This is a genomic window from Streptomyces sp. ME19-01-6 (assembly GCF_033793745.1).
GTDB lineage: Bacteria > Actinomycetota > Actinomycetes > Streptomycetales > Streptomycetaceae > Streptomyces.
The window spans coordinates 224,696-245,563 of record NZ_JARAXF010000007.1; the positions used below are offsets into that span (position 1 = coordinate 224,696).

At 73.4% G+C, this 20,868-nt stretch carries 19 protein-coding genes; 6 read left to right on the forward strand and 13 right to left on the reverse strand.

All coding sequences use genetic code 11. The features are described 5' to 3' along the window. Nucleotides 1-96 precede the first annotated feature (96 nt). The gene (locus PV419_RS19335; RefSeq protein ID WP_319690574.1) at nucleotides 97-1,326 is read right to left on the reverse strand and encodes an FAD-dependent monooxygenase; all 1,230 of its coding nucleotides are present in this window, start codon (nucleotides 1,324-1,326) and stop codon (nucleotides 97-99) included. 331 nt (nucleotides 1,327-1,657) lie between these two features. Here PV419_RS19335 and PV419_RS19340 point away from each other — a divergent pair, with 331 nt between their 5' ends. Beyond that, entirely contained in the window at nucleotides 1,658-2,344 is a 687-nt protein-coding gene (locus PV419_RS19340; protein ID WP_319690576.1) for a hypothetical protein, read from the forward strand. Next, complete coding sequence (locus tag PV419_RS19345) at nucleotides 2,341-4,494, forward strand: bifunctional serine/threonine-protein kinase/ABC transporter substrate-binding protein (RefSeq protein WP_319690577.1); 2,154 nt, start codon at nucleotides 2,341-2,343, stop codon at nucleotides 4,492-4,494. The genes PV419_RS19340 and PV419_RS19345 overlap by 4 nt, the downstream gene beginning before the upstream one ends. Nucleotides 4,495-4,507: 13 nt before the next feature. Here the strand turns inward: PV419_RS19345 and PV419_RS19350 are convergent, their stop codons facing one another. After that, a complete protein-coding gene (locus PV419_RS19350; protein WP_319690579.1) occupies nucleotides 4,508-5,374 on the reverse strand; it encodes an Fpg/Nei family DNA glycosylase in 867 nt (288 codons plus the stop codon). Nucleotides 5,375-5,578: 204 nt separating this feature from the next. Between PV419_RS19350 and PV419_RS19355 the strand changes: the two genes are divergently transcribed. The 3 genes from PV419_RS19355 (at nucleotide 5,579) to PV419_RS19365 (ending at nucleotide 9,783) form a co-directional block, all read left to right on the forward strand. Then, on the forward strand, nucleotides 5,579-6,934 hold the full coding sequence (locus tag PV419_RS19355; RefSeq protein ID WP_319690581.1) for a hypothetical protein: 1,356 nt from the start codon (nucleotides 5,579-5,581) through the stop codon (nucleotides 6,932-6,934). A gap of 129 nt (nucleotides 6,935-7,063) precedes the next feature. Then, nucleotides 7,064-8,110: a LacI family DNA-binding transcriptional regulator gene (locus PV419_RS19360; RefSeq protein ID WP_319690582.1), complete on the forward strand. Its 1,047-nt coding sequence runs from the start codon at nucleotides 7,064-7,066 to the stop codon at nucleotides 8,108-8,110. 164 nt (nucleotides 8,111-8,274) lie between these two features. Continuing rightward, nucleotides 8,275-9,783, forward strand: coding sequence for a lipase maturation factor family protein (locus PV419_RS19365; RefSeq protein ID WP_319690584.1), 1,509 nt, complete (start codon nucleotides 8,275-8,277; stop codon nucleotides 9,781-9,783). Here PV419_RS19365 and PV419_RS19370 read toward each other — a convergent pair. The 11 genes from PV419_RS19370 to PV419_RS19420 all read right to left on the reverse strand — a co-directional run bounded on the left by PV419_RS19370 (nucleotide 9,758) and on the right by PV419_RS19420 (nucleotide 20,035). Beyond that, entirely contained in the window at nucleotides 9,758-10,819 is a 1,062-nt protein-coding gene (locus PV419_RS19370; protein ID WP_319690586.1) for a methyltransferase, read from the reverse strand. The two genes, PV419_RS19365 and PV419_RS19370, sit on opposite strands and share 26 nt — an antisense overlap. Further along, nucleotides 10,816-12,138: a cation:proton antiporter gene (locus tag PV419_RS19375; RefSeq protein ID WP_319690588.1), complete on the reverse strand. Its 1,323-nt coding sequence runs from the start codon at nucleotides 12,136-12,138 to the stop codon at nucleotides 10,816-10,818. The genes PV419_RS19370 and PV419_RS19375 overlap by 4 nt, the downstream gene beginning before the upstream one ends. After that, a complete protein-coding gene (locus PV419_RS19380) occupies nucleotides 12,135-13,445 on the reverse strand; it encodes an NAD(P)/FAD-dependent oxidoreductase (protein ID WP_319690590.1) in 1,311 nt (436 codons plus the stop codon). The genes PV419_RS19375 and PV419_RS19380 overlap by 4 nt, the downstream gene beginning before the upstream one ends. Before the next feature lie 47 nt (nucleotides 13,446-13,492). Then, nucleotides 13,493-13,834: a TcmI family type II polyketide cyclase gene (locus tag PV419_RS19385; protein WP_319690592.1), complete on the reverse strand. Its 342-nt coding sequence runs from the start codon at nucleotides 13,832-13,834 to the stop codon at nucleotides 13,493-13,495. 54 nt (nucleotides 13,835-13,888) lie between these two features. Next, a complete protein-coding gene (locus PV419_RS19390) occupies nucleotides 13,889-14,392 on the reverse strand; it encodes an SRPBCC family protein (protein ID WP_319690594.1) in 504 nt (167 codons plus the stop codon). Nucleotides 14,393-14,400: 8 nt separating this feature from the next. After that, nucleotides 14,401-14,658, reverse strand: a complete 258-nt coding sequence (locus PV419_RS19395; RefSeq protein ID WP_319690596.1) for an acyl carrier protein — start codon at nucleotides 14,656-14,658, stop codon at nucleotides 14,401-14,403. A 17-nt stretch (nucleotides 14,659-14,675) separates the two neighbouring features. Further along, nucleotides 14,676-15,956 (reverse strand): ketosynthase chain-length factor, encoded by a 1,281-nt coding sequence (locus PV419_RS19400; RefSeq protein ID WP_319690598.1) that lies wholly within the window; start codon nucleotides 15,954-15,956, stop codon nucleotides 14,676-14,678. Beyond that, entirely contained in the window at nucleotides 15,953-17,218 is a 1,266-nt protein-coding gene (locus tag PV419_RS19405; protein ID WP_319690600.1) for a beta-ketoacyl-[acyl-carrier-protein] synthase family protein, read from the reverse strand. The genes PV419_RS19400 and PV419_RS19405 overlap by 4 nt, the downstream gene beginning before the upstream one ends. Further along, the gene (locus PV419_RS19410) at nucleotides 17,215-17,640 is read right to left on the reverse strand and encodes a cupin domain-containing protein (RefSeq protein WP_319690602.1); all 426 of its coding nucleotides are present in this window, start codon (nucleotides 17,638-17,640) and stop codon (nucleotides 17,215-17,217) included. Before PV419_RS19410 ends, PV419_RS19405 begins: the two co-directional genes overlap by 4 nt. Nucleotides 17,641-17,700: 60 nt before the next feature. Continuing rightward, a complete protein-coding gene (locus tag PV419_RS19415; RefSeq protein WP_319690604.1) occupies nucleotides 17,701-18,384 on the reverse strand; it encodes a SchA/CurD-like domain-containing protein in 684 nt (227 codons plus the stop codon). A gap of 166 nt (nucleotides 18,385-18,550) precedes the next feature. Beyond that, nucleotides 18,551-20,035 (reverse strand): MFS transporter, encoded by a 1,485-nt coding sequence (locus tag PV419_RS19420; protein ID WP_319690606.1) that lies wholly within the window; start codon nucleotides 20,033-20,035, stop codon nucleotides 18,551-18,553. A 196-nt stretch (nucleotides 20,036-20,231) separates the two neighbouring features. Between PV419_RS19420 and PV419_RS19425 the strand changes: the two genes are divergently transcribed. Continuing rightward, nucleotides 20,232-20,855, forward strand: a complete 624-nt coding sequence (locus tag PV419_RS19425; protein WP_319690608.1) for a TetR/AcrR family transcriptional regulator — start codon at nucleotides 20,232-20,234, stop codon at nucleotides 20,853-20,855. The last annotated feature ends 13 nt before the right edge of the window (nucleotides 20,856-20,868 follow it).

Sequence of the window (20,868 nt, forward strand, 5' to 3'; positions counted from 1 at the left end):
CAAGTGCCCCCATGCACCGAGGCCAAACCCGTGTGACGGCCAACCGGGCCTCAGGGGCGACGGCCCCTGACACCCGGTTGCCGCATCCGCGGCGCGTCAGCGCCGAGCCCGTGCCGCCTCCCCGGTGACGCGCTCGTCCCAGTCGATGCGGTACCCGGTCAGCCAGTCCGCGCCGCCGTTGTCCGCCCGGTCGAGCTTCCGCGGCAGTATCGCGTCCCGCAGGGCCCGGCCCACCGGCCCGGGCACGGTGCGGCGGACCAGGCCCGCGCTCGTCGCGACGACCCGCTCCACCCGCTCGCGGCGCAGCCTCTCGTACGCGGCGAAGGCCGGCCGGGGGCTGCGCAGGTCGCGCAGGCACTTGGCGAGCACCACTCCGTCCTCGATGGCCAGTGACGCGCCCTGGGCGGCGTTCGGCGCACAGGCGTGCACCGCGTCCCCCACCAAAACCATCGTCTCGTCGGACCAGGTGGGCGTCGAGGGGAGGTCGTAGGCGTTGGTGGCGACGATGGACTCGCCGCTCGCGCGGATGATCTCGGCCGCGGGGGTGTTGTCCTCCGCGAACAGACCGGCGAGCTGCTCCCGCCACTGCTCCGGGGAGATCGCCGCGAGCTCGTCCTTGGACAGCTCGGCGCCCGGGGTGTTGGCGAACCACCAGACCTCGCCGTCGGGGGCCGTGGTGCAGCCGAAGAACGCGCGCTTGCCGTAGATCATGACGTAGGTGTCGCGGTCCGGGGGCGACGCGGCGTCCCGGGCGTAGCCGCACACCGTGTGCTGGCCGGTGAAGCGCGGCCGGGGCGCCGCGGCTTCGATGGTCCTGCGGATGAGGGAGTGGATTCCGTCGGCGCCGACGAGCACCTCCCCCTGTGCCCGCCCGCCGTCCGCGAAGGACGCCACCACGCGTCCGTCAGGACCGGTCTGGGCGGCCAGGAGGCGCTTGCCGTGCTCGACGCGCACGCCGCGGCGCTCCGCCTCCTCGCGCAACACCCGCCCCAGGGTGGCACGTTTGATCGTACGGGCGCCCAGCGCGCCCTCCTCGGAGCCGGCCAGGGGCCGCCCGCCGAGCCGTTTGCCGGTGTTGCTGATGAAGTCGGCGCGGCCTGCCGGGAAGGAGTTGTCCAGCACCGGCTGGTGTGCGTCGATGGTGCGCAGCGCCTCCATGCCGTTGGCGGAGATGAGCAGGAACGCACCCGCTTCGGTGGCGGCCGTGTCGGCGGGGACGTCGGTGGGACGCGCCTCGTACACGGCCGCGTTGATCCCGGCCTTGCGCAGGGCGAGCGCGGTCACGGTTCCGGCGATTCCGCCACCGATGATCAGGGCATTGGTCATGGTGCTCCGTGGAGTGGAGTGGGGGGACAGTGGGTGGTGCGGGTGCTTCTGGGCACAGCGCTATCAGGGTCGGCCGACGCCGTCCAGTCCCCGGCCGATGTGACGCCGGGTCCCTCGTGGAACGGCGGCATTTTAAGGTGTCATCGACGGTCGTATGTGGGGGGAGGGGGCAACTGTGCGATGTCGCGGGGTGCTTCGGGGCGGTGTGGCCGCATTGTCGGTCGGCGTGCTGCTGGCGGGCTGTTCGTCGGGGTCCGGCGGGCCGGGCCCCAAGAGCTCGGGTCCGCCTTCGGACTTGGGGGTGCCGCCGTCGGCGAACGACGCGCCTCAGGTGAGCCCGAGCCCGGTCGGCCCCGACTTCACGGTGCGCCCCGACCGGGTGCCCGACACCTCCGCGCGGGCGCTGCGGCCGGCCCGCCGGGCGATCGCCGGGCCGCGGGACTTCGGGGCGGACTTCGTGCGGCAGCGCCCCTTCGCAAGCGACCCGCACACCTGGGCGGTGTTGGACGAAACGTGTGTGTGGCAGCGCGAGAAGCTGCCCAAGGGGGTGCTCGCCAGTCTGTCGCAGCACAGCGTGCTGCCCGCCAAGGGGGCCGGGAAGGGGCCGGTGCGGGTGATGGCGGTGGTGTCGGTGCACGCCGATGCCGACAGCGCCGACCAGGAGATGGCCACCACGCTGGAGGAGGTGGTGCTCCCCCAGCTACCGCTGGGCGGTGCCCCCTGCCCCGAGCAGCGGCTGAACCAGGACGAGCGGATCATCTCGCTGTTGTCCTCGGGCGCCCCGTGGGGGCGGCGGGGCCAGGAGACGGCGGACGACCAGATCTGGGAGCACGGCGAGTACGAGAGCGACTCGGCCGGCGGGCCGTATCCCTATATCTGGGCCACCTCGCGGATCGGGCCGGTGACCGTGTCGGTGATGGTCAAGGGAGCCAGGGGATACAGCGAGAAGGAGATTGACGACATGCCGTACTCCCCGCTCATCAAGATGGCCCAGGCCGTGAAGGAGGAGCTGAAGTGATCCCGCTGCGTTCCGGGGATCCGGCGCGGATCGGGGGCTACCGGCTGCTGGGCCGACTCGGCGCGGGCGGCATGGGCGTCGTCTACCTCGGCCGCTCCCCCGGCGGCGCCCTCGTCGCCCTCAAAGTCATCCAGACCGAATACGCCCACGACCCCCAATTCCGCGCCCGCTTCCGCCGCGAAGTCACCGCCGCCCGCCGCATCAACACCCCCTGGGCCGCCACCGTCCCCGACGCCGACACCGACTCCGACACCCCCTGGCTCGCCACCACCTACATCCCAGGCCCCTCCCTCACCGAAGCCATCACCACCCACGGCCCCCTCCCCCACACCACCACCCACACCCTCGCCACCACCCTCGCCCAAGCACTCCACACCATCCACCAAGCCGGACTCATCCACCGCGACGTCAAACCCGCCAACATCCTCCTCGCCCCCAACGGCCCCCGCCTCATCGACTTCGGCATCGCCCGCGCCCTCGACGACACCGCCATCACCGCCCGGGACGCGGTCATCGGCTCGCCCGGCTATCTCTCGCCCGAGCAGGCCCTGGGCCGGGGCCCGGAGCTCGGGCCGCCCAGCGACATCTTCTCGCTCGGCTGTGTGCTCGCCTACGCCACCACCGGACGCCCGCCCTTCGGCACCGGTCCGGTGGCCGCGATGCTGTTCCGCACGGTGCACGACACGGCCGATCTGACCAGGGTGCCCGAGGAGTTGCGCCCGCTCATCGAGGCCTGTCTCGACAAGGACCCCGAGCGCCGTCCCACCGCCGCCGAGCTGGGGCGTCGGCTGGCGGACGGCGGGCCGCCGGCGGAGGGCACGCGGTGGCTGCCGCGGCCGGTCGCCCAGCTGATCGCCGAGCGCTCGGCGGAGCTGCTGGCGCTGGCCGACGTTCCGCCGACGGTGGTCGGCGCTGCGGGCGGGGCGCCTGAGCCGCGCCCTGCCCGCCGCAGGTTCCTGGCGGTGGCCTCGGGCGGCGCGGTCCTGGCGGCCGGGGGCGGCCTCGGCGTCTGGGCGGCCTCGCGCCCCGACGGGGGCGGCGGGGCGGGCGGGGGCGGCCGGCGCACCCCGCCCCGGTGGACGGTCGGGGTGCACGCCGATCTGACGGGCGGGCAGGCCGCGGCCGGGACGGCCCAGCGCCGGGGCGCCGAGCTGGCGGTGGAGCACCTCAACGCCCGTGCGGACCGGCCCGTCACGCTCGCCCTCAAGGTCCTGGACGACCGTGGCGCCCTGGGCGGCGCGCGTACCGTCGCCGAGCGGATGGCCGCCGACCCCACTGTCATCGCGGTCATCGGGCCGACGACCGACGCGACCTGCGCGGCCTCGATCGGCACCTACGACAGGCAGGGGCTGCCGCTGCTGTCGGTGTCGGTCGGCACGGCCGAGGTGTCCCCCGTCGAGCACACGTCCTATCTGCAGACCCGGCCGGACGACGACGGCCTCGGCCTTCCACTGTTGTCCTACCTCGCCCTGCGCACCCGGCCGCACCGCACGGCCCTGGTCGACGACCGCGCCGCCGGGGACTACAGCTGGCATCTCATGCGGTCCATGGCCACCGCGATGCGCGGCGGGGACCTGCCGTCGGTGACCGTCACCGTCCCGGCGGACGCCAGGGACTTCGGCCGGGCGGTGGACGAGGTGCGCCAAAGCGGCGTCCGCGCGGTGGTCTTCGGCGGCCTGGCGCCCCGGGCCGCGCTGTTCGCCCGGGAGTTGGCGTCCGCCGGTTTCACCGGAGCACGGCTGGCCACGCAACCGGTCATCGACACCGCGTTCCCGAAGCGGGCGGGCGAGGCGGCGAACGGCTGGCTGCTCAGCTCGGCCTTCACCGACGCGACGGCCCTGCCCGCGGCGCGGCCCTTCGCGGCCGCCCACCGGAAGCGGTACGGGTCCGCGCCCGGGCGCTACGCCGTGGAGGCGTACGACGTCGTCGGGCTGATCGCCCAGACGCTGCGCGAGCTGGGTCCGCAGAACGTCGACCGGGAAGCCGTGGCGCGCAGGCTGCGCGCGGTCCGGTACCGGGGGATCACCAAGACCTACGGCTTCGAGCGGGGCAACGGCTCGCTGACCCCGGGCACCGGACTCTTCCTCTACCGGGTCGAGAAGGGACGGTTCCGTTTCCTGGGCGATTACCGGACGGCGACGCGCGCCTGAGGCTGTCCCGGCGCTACTTGAGCAGCCGGGACAGCCGCCGGTCGGCGAGCGGCTTTCCGTCGGTCTGGCAGGTGGGGCAGTACTGCAGGGAGGAGTCCGCGAAGGACACCTCCCGGACCATGTCGCCGCACACCGGGCAGGGTTGGCCGGTGCGGCCGTGCACCCGCATGCCGCTGCGCTTCTCCCCCTTCGGGTCGCGCGCCGCCGGCCCCCGGGAGCGCTCGACGGCGTCGCGCAGCGTGGCACCCATCGCCTCGTACAGCCGGACGACCTCCTCCTCGGTCAGGTCGCCGGCCAGCCGGTAGGGGGACATCCGGGCGGCGTGCAGGATCTCGTCCGAATAGGCGTTGCCGATGCCGGCGATGACGCTCTGGTCGCGCAGCACGCCCTTGATCCGGTGGCGCACCCCGCTCAGCAGCCCGGCGAACGCCTCGAGGGTGAAGGACTCGGCCAGCGGGTCCGGCCCCAGCCGGGCGATGCCGGGCACCTCCTGGGGATCGCGCACGCAGTAGACGGACAGCGCCTTGCGGGTGCCCGCCTCGGTGAGGTCGAAGCCGGCGCCCTCCGGGCCGGTCAGGCGCAGCCGCAGCGCGAGCGGGCCCTTGCCCGGGCGGGGCGGGGCCTCCGGGAGTCCGTCCCGCCAGCGCAGCCAGCCGGCCCTGGCGAGGTGGAGGACCAGATGCGGGCCGTCGGTGGCCAGGTCGAGGAACTTGCCGTGGCGGCGGACCGCGGTGACGGTGCGTCCTTCGAGGTCGGTCAGCGGCGGGTCGTACGTCTTGAGGACGCTGACCGCGGCGGGGTGGACACGGGCGATCTCCCGGCCGACGGCGCGCTCGGCCAGGATCTGGGCCAGGGCCTCCACCTCCGGCAGTTCCGGCATGAGACCAGTGTGCCGCAGTGACCGGGCCCGCGCCGCCGCGCCCTGAGGACCCGCCGGTCACCCTTCCAGCGGCGCTGAGCTGCGGGTCCGCGGCCCCGCCCCTACGCTGACCCAAGAGCCGGACCGGCGCCGCGCACCGGCTCGGCACGCCCGCGCCGCCCCGCCGTACCGCGTCTCTCCCCGTTCCGCACGGAGGCTTCCCCCATGGTCGACACCGCACAGCACGAGCGGTCCACGCTGCGTCACACTGCGTCATTCCTCCGCTACGAACGGTACGAGGGCGGCAGCCTGGAGGCTGAGCGGCTGGTTCTCGACAAGCTGGCGCACGAGTTGGTGGGCGTGGAGCGGGCGAGCCGGCACGGCGGCCCCGCGCACCTCCTGCGCACCTTCCGCGCCAAGCCGACGCTCGGCGTGGACAACGCCCGGCTGCGGTTCCACGACGACCTGCCCGAGGCGCTGCGGGTCGGCTACGCGCAGCCGGGCGCCGAGTACCCGGCCGTGGTGCGGCTGTCCCACGCGAGCGGCACCGAGCGGCCCGACGCCGCGCCCGATCTGCGCGGGATGGCCGTGCGGGTGCAGGCCGGGCCGGAGGGGACACACGATCTGCTGGCCACCAGCTTCCCGGTGTCGCACGCCGCCGACGCGCGCGAATACGTCGCTTTCGCCAAGGCCATGGCGGGCGCGGGCAGCGCCGCCGAGCAGGCCTTCGGGCTGCTGGTGAAGCTTCCGCTGGCGGTCGGCTGGTCCACCGCCGCCCGGATGCGCCGCAATGTGCACACCGCCGCCCGGCACACCGTCGGCTCGCTGGCCCGCGAGACCTTCTGGAGCTGCGGGGCGATCCTGTGGGGCGACGCGGGGCCGGTCCGCTACCAGCTGCGCCCCGCTCCCGGCGGCACCCCGGCCCCGCCGCCCGACCGCGGCGATCCCGACTATCTGCACCGGGAGCTGACGCAGCGCCTGTTCACCGGCGACATCTGTTTCGAACTGTGTGTGCAGCGGTATCTGGACGAGCACCGCACCCCGGTCGAGGACGGCTCGGTGGAGTGGCAGGAGAGCGACACGCCCCTCGTCCCGGTGGCCCTGCTGACCGTGCCGCGCCAGGACCTGGACGCGGCCGCGGCCCACTCGGCGGTGTGCCGGGTGGAGCAGCTCGCCTTCAACCCCTGGCACACCACGGACGAGTTCCGCCCGCTGGGCAACCTCAACCGCGCCCGCAAGGCCGCGTACGAGGCGAGCGGCGCGCAGCTGCTGGGACTGCGCCTCACCCCCGCCGAAACGCTCACCTCCGTCGCACCGCTCATCCCCGTCGCACCGCTCACATCCGTCGCACCGCGCCGTGACGCCGTCCTTCCGGCCCCGGTGCGCGCGGCCTTGGGCCTGGTCACCCGGTACGTCCCCTGGCACCGGCTGCCCCTTCCCGCCGGGCTGCGGGGCCTGGTGGCGCCGTGCCCGTCGCTGCCCCGCGCCGGCGACCTGCTGAAGCCGCCGACGGGCGCGCTCGGCCAGGTCCTGGGCCGCAGCCCCTCACCCGGTCCGTCGGCGTACCGGCGGAGCGGGTGACGGACCGCGAACGGCCCGGCCGGTGACGGTTCGGGGCACGGCACACGCAAAAGCGACCTTGACCGGTTTACCGACGCGGTAGGGTGTGGCGTTCGTCGCGAGCGGCAGCCGAGCAGTGGGAGTCGGTGCATGGACAGCGAGGTCACGGCGGGCCCACCGCGGCGCGTCACCATCAAGGACGTCGCCGCACGGGCCGGTGTCTCCAAGGGCGCGGTGTCGCTCGCCTTCAACGACCGCCCCGGGGTCTCCCAGGCCACCCGGGCCCGGATCTTCGAGGCCGCCCGGGAGCTGGGCTGGGCGCCCCATCTCTCCGCCCGGTCGCTGTCCAACGCGCGGGTGGACGCCGTGGGCCTGGCCATCGCCCGGCCGGCCCGGATGATGGGACTCGAGCCGTGGTTCATGGAGTTCGTCTCGGGCATCGAGAGCGTGCTCGTCGAGCGGTCGTGCTCGCTGCTGCTGCGGCTGGTGCGGGATGTGCGGGAGGAGATCGCGGTCCAGGAGGCGTGGTGGCGGGGGCGGCAGGTCGGCGGGTCGATTCTCGTCGACCTCCACGACGGGGATCTACGCGTCCCCGAGCTGCTCCGGCTCGGGGTGCCCGCCGTGGCCGCCGGGCACCCGTCCCTGGCCGGCGGCTTCACCTGCGTATGGACGGACGACGGCACCGCCGTCACCGAGGCGGTGCGCTATCTGGCGGCGCTGGGCCACCGGCGGGTCGCCCGGGTGAGCGGCCCCGCCACGCTGGGGCACAGCGTGATCCGTACCGCCGCCTTCGAAGCGGCCGTGCGGGAGCTGGGGCTGGCCGACGGGCGCACGGTCACCACCGACTTCTCGGGCGATGAGGGGGCCCGTGCCACGCGGGCACTGCTGGCCTCGGCCGACCGGCCGACGGCGGTCATCTATGACAACGACATCATGGCGGTGGCGGGCCTGTCGGTGACCGCCGAGATGGGTCTGTCGGTGCCCGCGGACGTCTCGCTGCTGGCCTGGGACGACTCCCAGCTGTGCCAGCTCACCCGCCCCACGCTGTCGGCGATGAGCCATGACGTCTTCGGCTTCGGGGCCGAGGTCGCCCGCCGCCTGTTCGACGTGCTCGGCCAGGCGGCGCCCAGCGCCCACCAAGCGCCCACCCCGGCCCTCACCCCGCGCGGCAGCACCGCCTCGCCACGGCGGCCCTGAACCGGTTAAGCGAGGGCCGGCGGCCGGGCGCGCCGACCGGATGAACTCGGCCCGCCCCGGGGCCCGCCGGGCCGCGCGCGTCCGGCGGTAGGTGGTACGGATAGCCGGGTGCCCGGCAGCGAGGGCGAACCGAGCCGGGAAACAGGCCCAGGGAGCGGTTCCGCATGGAGTGGTTCACCTCATCCGACTACTGGCTGACCCGGCTGGTCTTCCAACGCGGGCTGGCGGCCCTCTATCTGATCGCCTTTGCGGTCGCGGCGAACCAGGGGCGGGCCCTGATCGGCGAGCGGGGCCTGACGCCGGTGCCGCGGTTCACCGCGCGGATGCCGTTCCGGCGCTCCCCGAGCCTCTTCCACCTCCACTTCTCGGACGGCTTCTTCACCGGCTGCGCCTGGCTGGGGGCCGCGCTCGCCGCCGCGTTGATGGCGGGGGCGGCGGACCGGGTGCCGCTGTGGGCCGCGATGCTGATGTGGCTGGTGCTGTGGCTGCTGTATCTGTCGATCGTCAACGTCGGACAGGTGTGGTACGGCTTCGGCTGGGAGTCGCTGCTGCTGGAGACCGGCTTCCTCGCCGTCTTCCTCGGCAACGCCCGCACCGCGCCGCCGGTCCTGGTGCTGTGGCTGCTGCGCTGGCTGCTGTTCCGGGTCGAATTCGGCGCCGGGCTGATCAAGATCCGGGGGGACCGCTGTTGGCGGCAGCTGACCTGCCTGTATTACCACCACGAGACACAGCCGATGCCGGGCCCGCTGAGCTGGTTCTTCCACCGGCTGCCGAGGCCCTTGCACCGGGTCGAGGTCGCGACCAACCACGTCGCCCAGCTGGTCGTGCCCTTCGCGCTGTTCACGCCGCAGCCGGTGGCGAGCGTGGCCGGGGCCGTGATCGTGGTCACCCAGCTGTGGCTGGTCGCGTCCGGCAACTTCTCGTGGCTGAACTGGGTGACCATCCTGCTGGCCCTCGCCGCGGTCGACGGGCGGCGCGCGGCCCGGGCGCTGGGGCTGCACGAGCCGCCGCCGCTCGCCGCTCCCCCGGTGTGGTTCGAGGCCGCGGTGCTGGCCGCCACCGCTTTGGTGGTGGTGCTCAGCTACTGGCCGGCCCGGAACCTGGTGTCGGGCAGTCAGCTGATGAACTACTCCTTCAATCCGCTGCACCTGGTCAACACCTACGGCGCCTTCGGCAGCGTCAGCCGCGCCCGGTTCGAGGTGGTGATCCAGGGAACCGACGAGCCGGTGCCCACGCCGGACGCGGTGTGGAAGGAGTACGAGTTCCGGGGCAAGCCGGGCGATGTGCGCCGGATGCCGCGCCAGTTCGCCCCGTATCATCTACGTCTCGACTGGCTGATGTGGTTCGCCGGGATCTCGCCGGCCTACGCCCGGGCCTGGTTCGGCCCGCTGGTCACCAAGCTGCTGGAGGGCGACCGGGCGACGCTGAAGCTGCTGCGGGTGTGTCCCTTCCCCGACGCGCCGCCCACACACATCCGTGCCCGCCTGTTCCTGTACCGCTTCACCACCTGGCGCGAGTTGCGGGCCACCGGCGCGTGGTGGCACCGCACGCTCATCCGCGAATTCCTGCCCCCGGTCGCCCTCGACCGCCCGGAGCGTCGGACCGCCCGCCCGGGCGGGTCCCGGGGCGGGGGCGGGGACGGGCGGTCTAGCCGCGCAGGGCGATCTCGATGACGAAGAGGCTACTGGCCGTGGGACGGGTCGCGGCGATCTCGAGGCCCGCCTCGGACAGCAACCGGGTCAGCTGACGCCTGGTGTGCTTCCTCCCTCCGACGTTGAGGAGCAGCAGCAGGTCCATCCCGGTGGTGACCTTGGGTTCGGGGCTGTCGTCGACCAGGTTCTGCACCAGCACCGCCCGGCCGCCCGAGCGCAGCGCCCCGGCCACATGGCGCAGCGTAGTGACGGTCCGTTCGTCGTCCCACTCCAGCAGGTTCTTCAGGATGTAGAGGTCGCCGGGCGGGACGCCGTCCAGGCAGCTGCCCGCGACCACCTGCGCTCGGTCGGCGAGTTCGCCGCCGGGCCGCAGCGCGGGGTCCGCCGAGGCCACCACGGGCGCCAGGTCGTAGAGCACCCCGCTCAGCCACGGGTACCGCTCCAGGACGGTGCGCAGCAGGTGGCCGCGGCCGCCGCCGACGTCGACCACGACCCGTACGCCGGTCACGTCCAGGGCCTCGGCGACCATGGCCGAGGTGAACGTGGAGGACTGGGTCATGGCCCGGTTGAACACCTCGGCGGACTGCGGGGCGTCCTGGGAGAGATGGGCGAAGAACTCCTTGCCGTACAGGCGCGGGAAGACCCGCTCGCCGGTGCGCACCGCCTCCTCCAGATGCGGCCAGGCCTGCCAGGTCCAGGGGGCGACGGTCCACAGCACCTGGTAGCGCACGCTGTTCGGGTGGTCCTCGCGGAGCACCCGGGAGAGCTCGGTGTGTCCGAAGCGGTCCTCGGCCACCTCCGCGAAGACGCCGTGCGCGGCCAGCGCCCGCAGCAGCCGGGCGAGGGCCTCGGGGTGCAGGTCCAGCCGGGCGGCGAGCTCGCCCGCCTCGACCGGCTTGTCATCGATCTCGTCGGGAATCCGCAGGTGAACGGCGGTCATCATCATGGCGGAGACCCACAGGCCCATCGCCAGTTCCTTCACCCGGACCGCGGTCGCGAGCTCGGGGGTGTAGTCGGTGTCGGTGTCGGTGTGAGTGTCGGTGTGGGTGTCGGTCACAGCGTTTCCGCCTTTCGTTGGGGCTCCGGTGAGGGCTTCGATGAGGGATGAGGTGGGGCCGTGGCGGGGTCCGCCGGGCGGGCGGAGCCCCAGCGCAGCAGCACGGGCCCGGTGAGCGCGGTGGCGAACAGCGCGAAGACCGTCATCGCGCCGTAGATCTGCTGGTCGAGCAGTCCGCTGGACCAGCCGATGGAGAGGATCACCAGCTCGGTGACGCCCCGGGTGTTCAGCAACACGGCCAGCAGGACCGATTCGCGGCGGCCGAGCCCGCACAGGGCGCCCGCCCCGGCCGCGGCGGTGACCTTCGCGACGAGCGCGACCCCGCCGAGGAAGCCCAGCAGCCACAGCTGGGCGGCCACCGCGCTCACGTTCACCGCCATGCCGCTGACCACGAAGTACACCGGGGCCAGCAGCCCGGCGACCGGGCGCAGCACCGCCCGGGCCGGCCCCAGCGGGTTCGGGGCGGGCGCCGCGGGTCCCTGGCCGCGCGGCGGGCCTGCCGGCCGGACGGCGAAGCCGAAGAGGAACGCGCCGAAGATGGCGTGCACCCCGAGCAGGGCGGTGACATAGGAGGAGAGCAGGACCCCGGCGCACAGCAAGGCCGCCGTGCCGTACGGGGCGGCCGGGCCGCGGGCGGTGAGCCGTCGCACCACCGGGCGCACCACGGTCAGCAGCGCCAGGGTGTATACGGCGCATCCGGCGAGGCCGGCCGCCGCCCGCCCCGGTTCGCGCTCCCCGTCGACCGCGAGCGCGACGGCGAGCACGGTCCAGGCCAGCGCGTCGCAGACGGCCGCGCCTCCGACGGCCAGGGTGCCCAGACGGGTGTCGGCGAGCCCGAGGTCGTCCACGATCCGGGCCAGCACGGGCAGCGCGGTGACGGCGAGGGCGGTGGCCAGGAAGAGCACGAACGCGGTGGTCCGGGAGGCCCCGGGGCCGTGCTCACCGACGATGGCGTACGCCGCGCCGAGCCCGGCGGCGAACGGCACCAGGAACGCCGTCCCGCCGATCCACAGCGCCCGCCGGCCGTGGCGGGGTGCCGGGCCGCCACCGGCCCCGCACCCCGTCTCGAAGAGGAACAGCAGCAGCCCGAGGCCGCCGAGCGCGGTGAGCCCTTCGCGCACCGGGCGGGTGAGGATCGCGGCCTCCGCCTCGTCGGTGAGCACCAGGCGGAGCGCCAGACCGAGGAGGATGCCCGCGGCCAGCTCGGCCACCACCGCCGGCTGGCGGCAGCGCCGGGCCAGGGCGTGTACGCCCCGTACGAGGAGAACAATCGCCGCGAGGGCCGGCAGCAGTTCCTCCACCGGCATGGCGGTCTTCATGTGGTGAAGCGGGAGTGGATGTCGTGGGTCTTGGCCCTGGCGTCCGCCTGCATCTCGGGCGTGGGCCGGGTGCCGGTCATCCCGGCCAGCAGAGCGGCGAAGTCGATCTTCGGCGGCTGGAGCTTCTGCGGGTCGACGATGGTCTGGGCGCCCTCCCAGTACTGCTCCTTGCGCATCTTGATGTTGTAGAAGAAGCGCACGAAGGTCAGGACGTGGCCGAGGAATTCGCGGTAGCCGTCCTCGTACGCCTTGAGCAGGTTCGTCTCCTGGTCGGGGTCGCGCAGCGCCTGGTCGATCGCGGGGGCCAGCTCCCGCGCGCCGCGCATGGCCAGGGTGACGCCGGTGGAGAACAGCGGGTCGACGAAGGCCGCGGCGTCGCCCACCGCGGCCCAGCCGGGGCCGTGGAAGCGGGTGCACTCATAGCTCCAGTCGCGCAGGGTGCGGTAGGCGCTGACCCTGGTCGCGTTCCGGGTGAGCCGCTTGACCTCTTCCGAGGCGGCCAGCTGCTGCTCGAACAGCTGGTCCGGGGTCAGGCCTGAGTCGTGCAGCAGAGCGGTGCGGGTGACATAGCCGATGCTGACGGTGCCGTCGTGGAGCGGGATGAACCAGAACCAGCCGGGGGGCTGGTCGTCCTGCCACATGTTCTCCACGACCACGTCGCCGGCCCGGTTCTCGCCCTCGATGAAGTCGCAGCCCTGGAAGTAGCTCCACACCGCGACATTGCGCAGGTCCTCGTGCCATTCGACGAGTCCGAGCCGGCGGCCGAGGAGCCGCTGCTGGCCGGAGGCGTCGATGAGGAAGCGGAAGGAGACCCGTACGGGCTCGTCCATGCCCCTGACGGTGTAGACCAGGCCGGTGGCGCGGTCGCCGTCGAACTCCACCTCCTTGACCGTGGCCTCCTCTACCACGCGGGCGCCCAGCTCCCGGGCGCGGGTGAGCAGCAGGGCGTCGAAATCGGCGCGGCGCACCTGGAAGGAGTACTCGTAGTCGCTGCCGTCGGCGAACCGGAATTCCCAGGTGCCCTCGGTGGCGCCCCACAGCAGGGTGCCGCCGTACTTCTTGGTGAAGCAGAGGCTCTCCAGCCGTTCCCACAGGCCCAGTTCTTTGACCAGGTCGAGGCAGCCGGGGATGAGGGACTCGCCGATGTGGTAGCGGGGGAACTTCTCCCGCTCCACCACCAGCACCCGGTGGCCGGCCCGGGCCAGCAGGGCCGCGGTGCTCGAGCCGGCGGGACCGCCGCCGATGACGACGGCGTCGTACGAGTTTCCGGGGTTGTCGGTATCCGTGGCGGATGTCGTATCTGTCATACCTGTGGCGTCTGTCACGTTTGTCACGGTGTGCTCCCTCCGAGTCGTCAGGGCCGGACCTGGCCGATGCCGCGCTTCCAGTGGTAGAACTGCCGGGCCGAGGCCTCCTGGACGCTGCCCCAGGCGCCCTCGTACGGGGTGACGTACTCGTCCATCGCCTCGCTGATCGAGAGGAACAGCGGGTTGTCGTGCTGTGGCGTGAGCGTCTTGGACAGGGCCTCGTCCGTGCGGACGAGGTGGAAGTACAGGTCCTGGAAGGTCAGCAGCCGCCGCTCCTGGACGCCCACCAGGTCGGGCAGTTCGGTGGCGTCCGACTCCGCGAACAGGCCGCTGATCGCGGCCTGGTGGTCGCCGGGCTTCAGCCGGGCGACGATCAAGGTCGTGGCCATGGGGATCTCCTCGGTGTGGTGTTGCGGTGGTCAGGGCGAGCCGGTTCAGTCGGCTCAAGAGGCCGCCGCGCGGGCGCGGGCCTCGATCCGGTCGCGGATCAGCTCCATCTGGATCCTGGTGTTGCGGTTGATGTGCGCGGTCATGGCGGCGTCGTCGGCCGGCGCCCGGGGCGACATGTGGAACTCCTGGACCCAGCGCATCCGCACCCCTTCGGGCTCCTGGGTGAACTCCCAGAAGATGTCCATAAATGCGAAGGGCCCGGTCTCGACGCGGCGGGAGCGGACGGTGTGGGTGGCCGGGTCCGCGGTGCGCTCGGACACCCAGCTCCAGCGGGTGCCGTTCTCGTCGGGGTGCATGGTGAGGCGGAACCGTATGGTGTCGCCGTCGCGGTGGAGGATCTCGGCCGTCTCGTACTCGCTGAACAGCCGTGGCCAGCTCTCGACGTCGTTGGTGATGTCCCAGACCAGTTCCAGGGGCGCGTCGATGACGATGGCGTTGTCGGTGCGGGCGCGCTCGGTCGTTTCAGCCGCTTCGGTGGCTTCGGTCGCTTCGGTCATGCGTCGGCTCACTCCTTCGTTCCGATACAGGCGTTGACCACGGACACGGTCTCCCGTGGGGTGCGCATCCGACTGAGGGCGTCGTCGGGCAGCGTCAGATCGAAGGTGTTCTCGATCTGCGACTGGATCTCCAGTACGGCCAGCGAGTCGTAGCCGAGGTCGGCGAAGTCGGCGTCGAGGTTCTCCCCGTCGATGCGCTCCCCGTCCTGGGCGCCCGCGCTGCCGCGCATGATCCGCCTCAGGTCGTCGATGGTGAATTCGGTCATGGCGTCTCCTTGCTCGTTCACCCGCGCGGATCCGTCCGGCGCAGGACCAGCGCGGCGTTCATGCCACCGAAGCCCCGGGCGACCACCAGGGCCGCCCGCACGGGGCCGGGCCGCGGCTCGCCCACCACCAGGTCGATCCGGTGGTCCGGGTGCTGGGTCACCCCGGCCGCGGTGGGCGGGATGACGTCGTCGCGGATGGCCAGCAGCGCGGTGGCCACGTCCAGCGCGACGCCCGCGTAGAGCCGGCCGGTCAGCGTCTTGGGCGCGGTGACGGGCACGCCGTACGGCTCGAAGACCCAGGCGAGGGCGTCCGCCTCGGCGCGGTCGAGGGCGGGTACGGCGGCGGCGTCGGCGAAGACGACGTCGATCTCCTCCGGGGCCGTCCGGGCGTCCATCAGGGCGTTCATGACGGCGCGGCGCAGCCCGGGCTCACGGCCGGAGCCGGGTGGCGGGTCGAAGGTGGCCGCGTGCCCGGCGATCTCGCCGTACGCGTGGGCGGCGCCGCGCCGCCGGGCCGAGCGCGCGTCCTCGACGATCAGCATCGCCCCGCCCTCGCCCGGAAGATGGCCGCAGGCCTCGGCGTCGAAGGGCACGTAGGCCCGCGCCGGGTCCTGGCGGGTGGACAGCCGGCCGGTGGAGAGCTGGGCGACCAGACCGTAGGGGCACAGCGAGGCGTCGGTGCCGCCGCTGACCACGAGCCGGGCGCCGTCGCGCACCACCCGGCGGGCGTGCGCGAGCGCGTCCAGGGCGCCGGCCTGCTCGGCCGCGATGACCCCGCACGGCCCGCGCATGCCGTGGCGGATGGAGATCTGGCCGGTGGTCGCGGCGTAGAACCAGGCGATCGACTGGTACGCGCCGACGTGCCGGGGCCCGCGCGACCACAGCCGTTCGATCTCCCGCTGCCCGAACTCGGTGCCGCCGGAGGAGGAGGCGGTCACGACCGCCATGTCGTATTCCGATATCCCGGACAGCCCGGATACTTCGGCCAGGGCGTGCGGGTCCGCCCCGGCGTCGGCGAGCGCGGCCTCCGCGGCGGCAAGCCCCAGGTGGGTCCAGCGGTCGGTCTGGACGGCCAGCCTGCTGGGGATGCGCTCTTCGGTGCGAAAGCCGGACACCTCGCCGGCCAGCCGCACCGGATAGCCGGAGGCGTCGAAGCGGGTGATGGGGCCGATGGCACTGTGCCCGCGCAGCATCGCCGACCAGTACTCCTCGACGCCGATGCCCCCCGGCGCGACGATGCCAAGGCCCGTGACGACGGCGGTGGCGGTGCGCGTGGCCGGCCCGGCCGCGGGGGTCACCGGGCCCTCCCGGGCCGGCTGAGCAGCATCGCCGTCTGGAAGCCGCCGAAGCCGCTGCCGACCGAGAGCACCACGTCCATGGAGTGGTCACGGGCCGTCAGCGGGACGTAGTCCAGGTCACATTCGGGGTCCCGGTGGTGCAGATTGGCGGTGGGCGGCACGACCTGGTGCTCCAGCGCCAGCGCGCAGGCGGCGACCTCGATCGCGCCGATCGCCCCGAGCGAGTGGCCGACCATGGACTTGATGGAGCTGACGGGCACCTCACGGGCCCGCTCGCCGAGCGCGCGCTTGAAGGCGGCTGTTTCGTGGCGGTCGTTCTGGCGGGTGCCGGAGCCGTGCGCGTTGATGTAGTCGACGTCGCCCGGCGCAAGGCGGGCCCGGTCCAGGGCGACCCGGATGGCCTCGGCCATCTCCCGGCCGTCGGGGCGCAGTCCGGTCATATGGAAGGCGTTGCTGCGGCTCGCGAAGCCCGCGAGCTCGGCGTAGACATGCGCGCCCCGGGCCTCGGCGCGGCCGCGTTCCTCCAGCACCAGCACGGCCGCGCCCTCGCCGAGGACGAAGCCGTCCCGCAGGCGGTCGAAGGGGCGGGAGGCGTGCGCCGGGTCGTCGTTGTTGGGCGAGGTGGCCTTGATGGCGTCGAAGCAGGCCGAGGTGATGGGCGAGATGGGCGCGTCGGTGGCGCCCGCGACCATCACGTCGGCCGAGCCCTCGGCGATGAGCTGGGCGCCGTAGCCGACGGCGTCGAGACCCGAGGTGCAGCCGGTGGAGATCAGGCCGACCGGCCCCTCGGCGCCGCACGCCCACGCCGTCTCGACGGCGAGTGTGCTGGGCACCATGTAGCCGTACAGCTCGGGGACTCCGTAGCGGTGGTCGACCAGGTGGAGCCGGCCGCCGTCGCTCAGGACGACATACTCCTCCTCCAGCCCCGTGGTGCACCCGACGGCGCTGCCCAGGCTCACGCCGGTGCGATGCGCGGGCGCCTCGGCGGGGGTCAGCCCACTGTCGGCGAGCGCTTCCCTCGTCGCGGCGACCGCGAACTGGGCGGCCCGGTCCATCCGGCGTATCTCCTGCGGGCTCAGCCCTTCGGCGGCGGCGTCGAAGTCGCATTCGGCGGCCACCTGGGAGCGGAATCCGGTGGGATCGAAGAGGGAGATCCGCCGGGTGGCGGTGCGCCCGGCGGTGAGCAGCTCCCAGAAGCCCTTGGTGCCGACCCCGCCGGGGGCCACCACCCCGATCCCGGTGATGACGGCGGTGCGACTCACCGCGCGTCCCGGGCGAGCGTGCCGGCGGCCGGTGAGGGGACCGTCTCGGTGTCCACATGGCCCAGTTCCGGGCGCGGGGCCAGCGGCGAGAGGTGGAAGACGATCCTGGCCTGGGCGGCTCCGGTGTTGCGCACGCGGTGGCGCATCCCGATCGGGACCATCAGCCCCTGGTCGGCGTGGAGTTCGCGCGGCGTGCCATCGAGGTCGACCACGAGGTCGCCGCACACCACGTACAGGAACTCCTCGGAGTAGGGGTGGTAGTGCTCGGCCACGTACTCGCCGGGCTCGATGATCGCCACGCCGAGGAAGCCGGAGGTGGCGCCGACCGTCTTGGGGCTGAGCAGGGTGCGCAGATCTCCACCGCGCCGGCGGTTGGGCAAGGCGTCGTCCAACGAGACGACGGGGACAGGCTGTGCGGTCACGATTCCTCCTCGGAAGTGACGGTGGTGAGGTGGCTGGTGGCGGCGCGGTCCGTGGCGCGGCTACGGCCGGGCCCAGGCGCCCGCGCCGGGGACGGGGGACATCGCGCAGCCCGTGAAGAAGGCCCGGAACCCGGCGTCGGTGGTCAGGTCCTGCTCGACGTCCAGGAGCCGGTTGAGCTTGGCCCCCAGGCCGGAACGCGGGACGACGCGGGCGATGTTGTCGAGCTCCTCGGCCGGGTCTGCGGTGGCCTCCCAGAACCGGACGACGAGGTCCTGGCGGGCGAAGATGGTGCTGCTGATCAGGGCGGACGCCAGCTGCTGGGAGGTCCCGGGGGCGATTCCGGCGGCCAGCAGACGGCGCAGCTCCTCGCCCTTGCCCGGCCGTACCGGGTAGAGCAGGGCGCGGCGGTGCACCGGGAGGCGCGCGGGGTGCGGCCGGGCGTAGTGGGCCCAGCGGGTGAGCCTGGCCCGGATGAGATACGAGGCCGCCGGCAGCCGGTGGGGCATGCCGCACAGCTCGCGCAGACCGGCCGCGACGTCCGGGTGAGTGGTGAGGTCGGCGACGAGGCCGTCGAGACCGCCGGTGGTGTCGGCGATGTGCAGCACCCGGCCCGGCGCGGTGAAGGTCGCCACCGCCTCGGTGCGCGCCTCGCCGGCCTTGGCCGGGGCGAGGCGGCGCAGCAGCCGTGCCACCCGCGTTTCGTTGCCCGGTCCGACCGGAAGTCCCAGAGCGACCCGCTCCATCCGTACCACTCCCCCTGTGTGTGCGGCTGTGTGTGCGGCGCTCGGCTCAGCGCGGCCCGGGGACCGGGTCGCGTCCGGGGGAACCGGAAAGAGCCGATGCGGCGAGCCTGCACACCGACGCTCAGGAAGCGGACAGGTTTCTCACAAGGGCGGGCGTCGGCCCGGGTCAGCCCGGGGTGGGGGTGGCCGTATCCTGTCGTGTCGCGGGCTCGGCGGGCCGCGCGGCGGCCCCCGGCCGGGCGCGGATCACGGCCACCACGACGACCAGCGCAGAGCCGACGAAGGCCACGCTGACGGACAGGGCCGTGGCCCAGCCCTCGGCCAGCGCGTGGGCCAGCTGCGGGCGGGTCGGCGGGCGGCCAAAGGGCAGGGCGTCCCGGGTGGAGTCGGCGGCCACGGTGCTCAGGGTGGCCAGGCCCAGCGAACCGCCCACCTGCTGGGCTGTGTTGAGCAGCCCGGAGGCGAGGCCGGAGTCCTCGTCGGCGACCGTCGCGACCGCGGTCATGGACAGCGGTACGAAGAGCAGGCCGAGGCCGGACCCGTACAGCAGCAGGCCCGGCAGCAGGTCGGTGGCGTACCTCGCGCCGACGTCGAGCCGCGACAGCCACACCAGGCCGACGGCCATCGAGGCGGCGCCCGCGGCCATCAGCGGCATGGCGCCGACGCGGGCGGTCAGCCGTGAGGCGAGCCCGGAGAAGAGCAGCACACAGGCGGCGTTGGGCAGGAACGCCACGCCGTTGCGCAGCGGTGAGTAGCCCATCACGTCCTGCGCGAACTGGGCGAGGAAGAAGAGCGTGCTCAGCAGCGCCGCGCCGGTCAGCAGGGTCACCGCGTAGGCGCCGGAGCGGTCGCGGTCGGCGAAGACGCGCAGCGGCATCAGCGGCTGCCGGCCGCGCACCTCGATCAGCAGGAACAGGACGAGGAGCACGGCCGCCGCGGCGAACGAGGTGAGCGTCCAGCGGTCGGTCCAGCCGTGCTGGGGGGCGCGGACCAGCCCGTACACCAGCGCGGTAAGCCCGCCGGTGACCGAGATGGCCCCGGGCAGGTCGAACCGGCCGCGGCGGCGCGCGGAGGAAGGCAGCACCAGCAGGGCGCCGCAGGCGAGCGCGGCGCCGATGGGCACATTGACCCACAGCACCCAGCGCCAGGAGAGGCTGTCGGTGAGCAGCCCGCCCAGCAGCAGCCCGATGACCGCGCCCGAGCCGGACACCGCCCCGTAGACGCCGAACGCGGCGCGGCGCTGCCGCCCTTCCGGGAAGGTCGTGCTGATCAGCGCCAGGGCGGTGGGCGCGACGAGGGCGCCGGCCACGCCCTGCGCGGCGCGGGCGGCAATAAGCTGGCCGGGCTCGTCGGCGAAGCCGCCGAGCAGGGAGATCAGCGCGAACGCGCAGACCCCGCAGGCGAACACCCGGCGGCGGCCCAGGAGGTCGCCCACCCGCCCGCCGAACAGCAGCAGCCCGCCGAAGGCGAGGGTGTAGCCGTTGACCACCCACTGCAGCCCGGACCGGGTGAAGCCGAGGTCGTCGCGGATGCTGGGCAGCGCGATGTTCACGATGCTGATGTCCAGCACCACCATCAGCTGCGCTCCCGCGATCACCAGGACCGCCCACCGGAAACGGGGCGGCGGCGCGGGGTGCTGGGTGCCGTTCATGGTCGTTCGCCCCTCTTTTCGCCCCTCGTTGAGGAGAGGGCGCAGCGATGCGCCGCCGTGCTGATAGTAGACCAATCTGTTCTCTATTTGGCAGAGTAGACCCCGCTGATAGAGTCCGCAAAGGGGCTTGCAGGCGCTTGACGGGGCTTTTTAGGGCTTGGCGGGGGCAGTGCTTGTCGGGAAGAGAGGCGGCCGGATGAGCGCGGAGGAGGCACCGGCGCCGCCGGTACGGACCCGCCGCAGGGGCGCCGCCCTGGAGCGGGCCATCTACGAGGCGACGATCGCCGAGTGCGCCGAACTGGGCTACGGCAGGCTGACGCTCAAGGGGGTCGCGGAGCGGGCGCACACCGGGAAGGCCGCGCTGTACCGCCGCTGGAGCACCCCGCAGGACCTGCTGCTCGACGCCTTCGAGCATGTCCTGCTGCCCAGCGAGGAGCTGCCCGAGACGGGCGATCTGCGCGAGGAGCTGGTGGCGGCGCTGCGACGGATGGCCGACTCCCTCACCGGCCGCACCGGCCCGCCCGCGATGGTGCTGCTGGGGGATCTGCTGCGCCACCCCGAGCTGATCGCGGTGTTCCGCACCAGATTCATCGAGCCGCGGCTCGAGGCCATCGCGGAGATCCTGCGGCGGGCGGCCGAGCGCGGGGAGATCCCCGGGGAGTCGGCCAGCCCGTTCTCCGCGAGGACGGGGCCGGCGCAGGTGATGATGCACTATCTGCTCAACGGCACCCCGCCGGACGACCGGGCCATCGAGGCCATGGTCGACCAGGTGGTGCTGCCCGCCCTGCGAGCCGGACACCGGGCCGCGGACGCCGGCTGAAAGCACCGCCCGC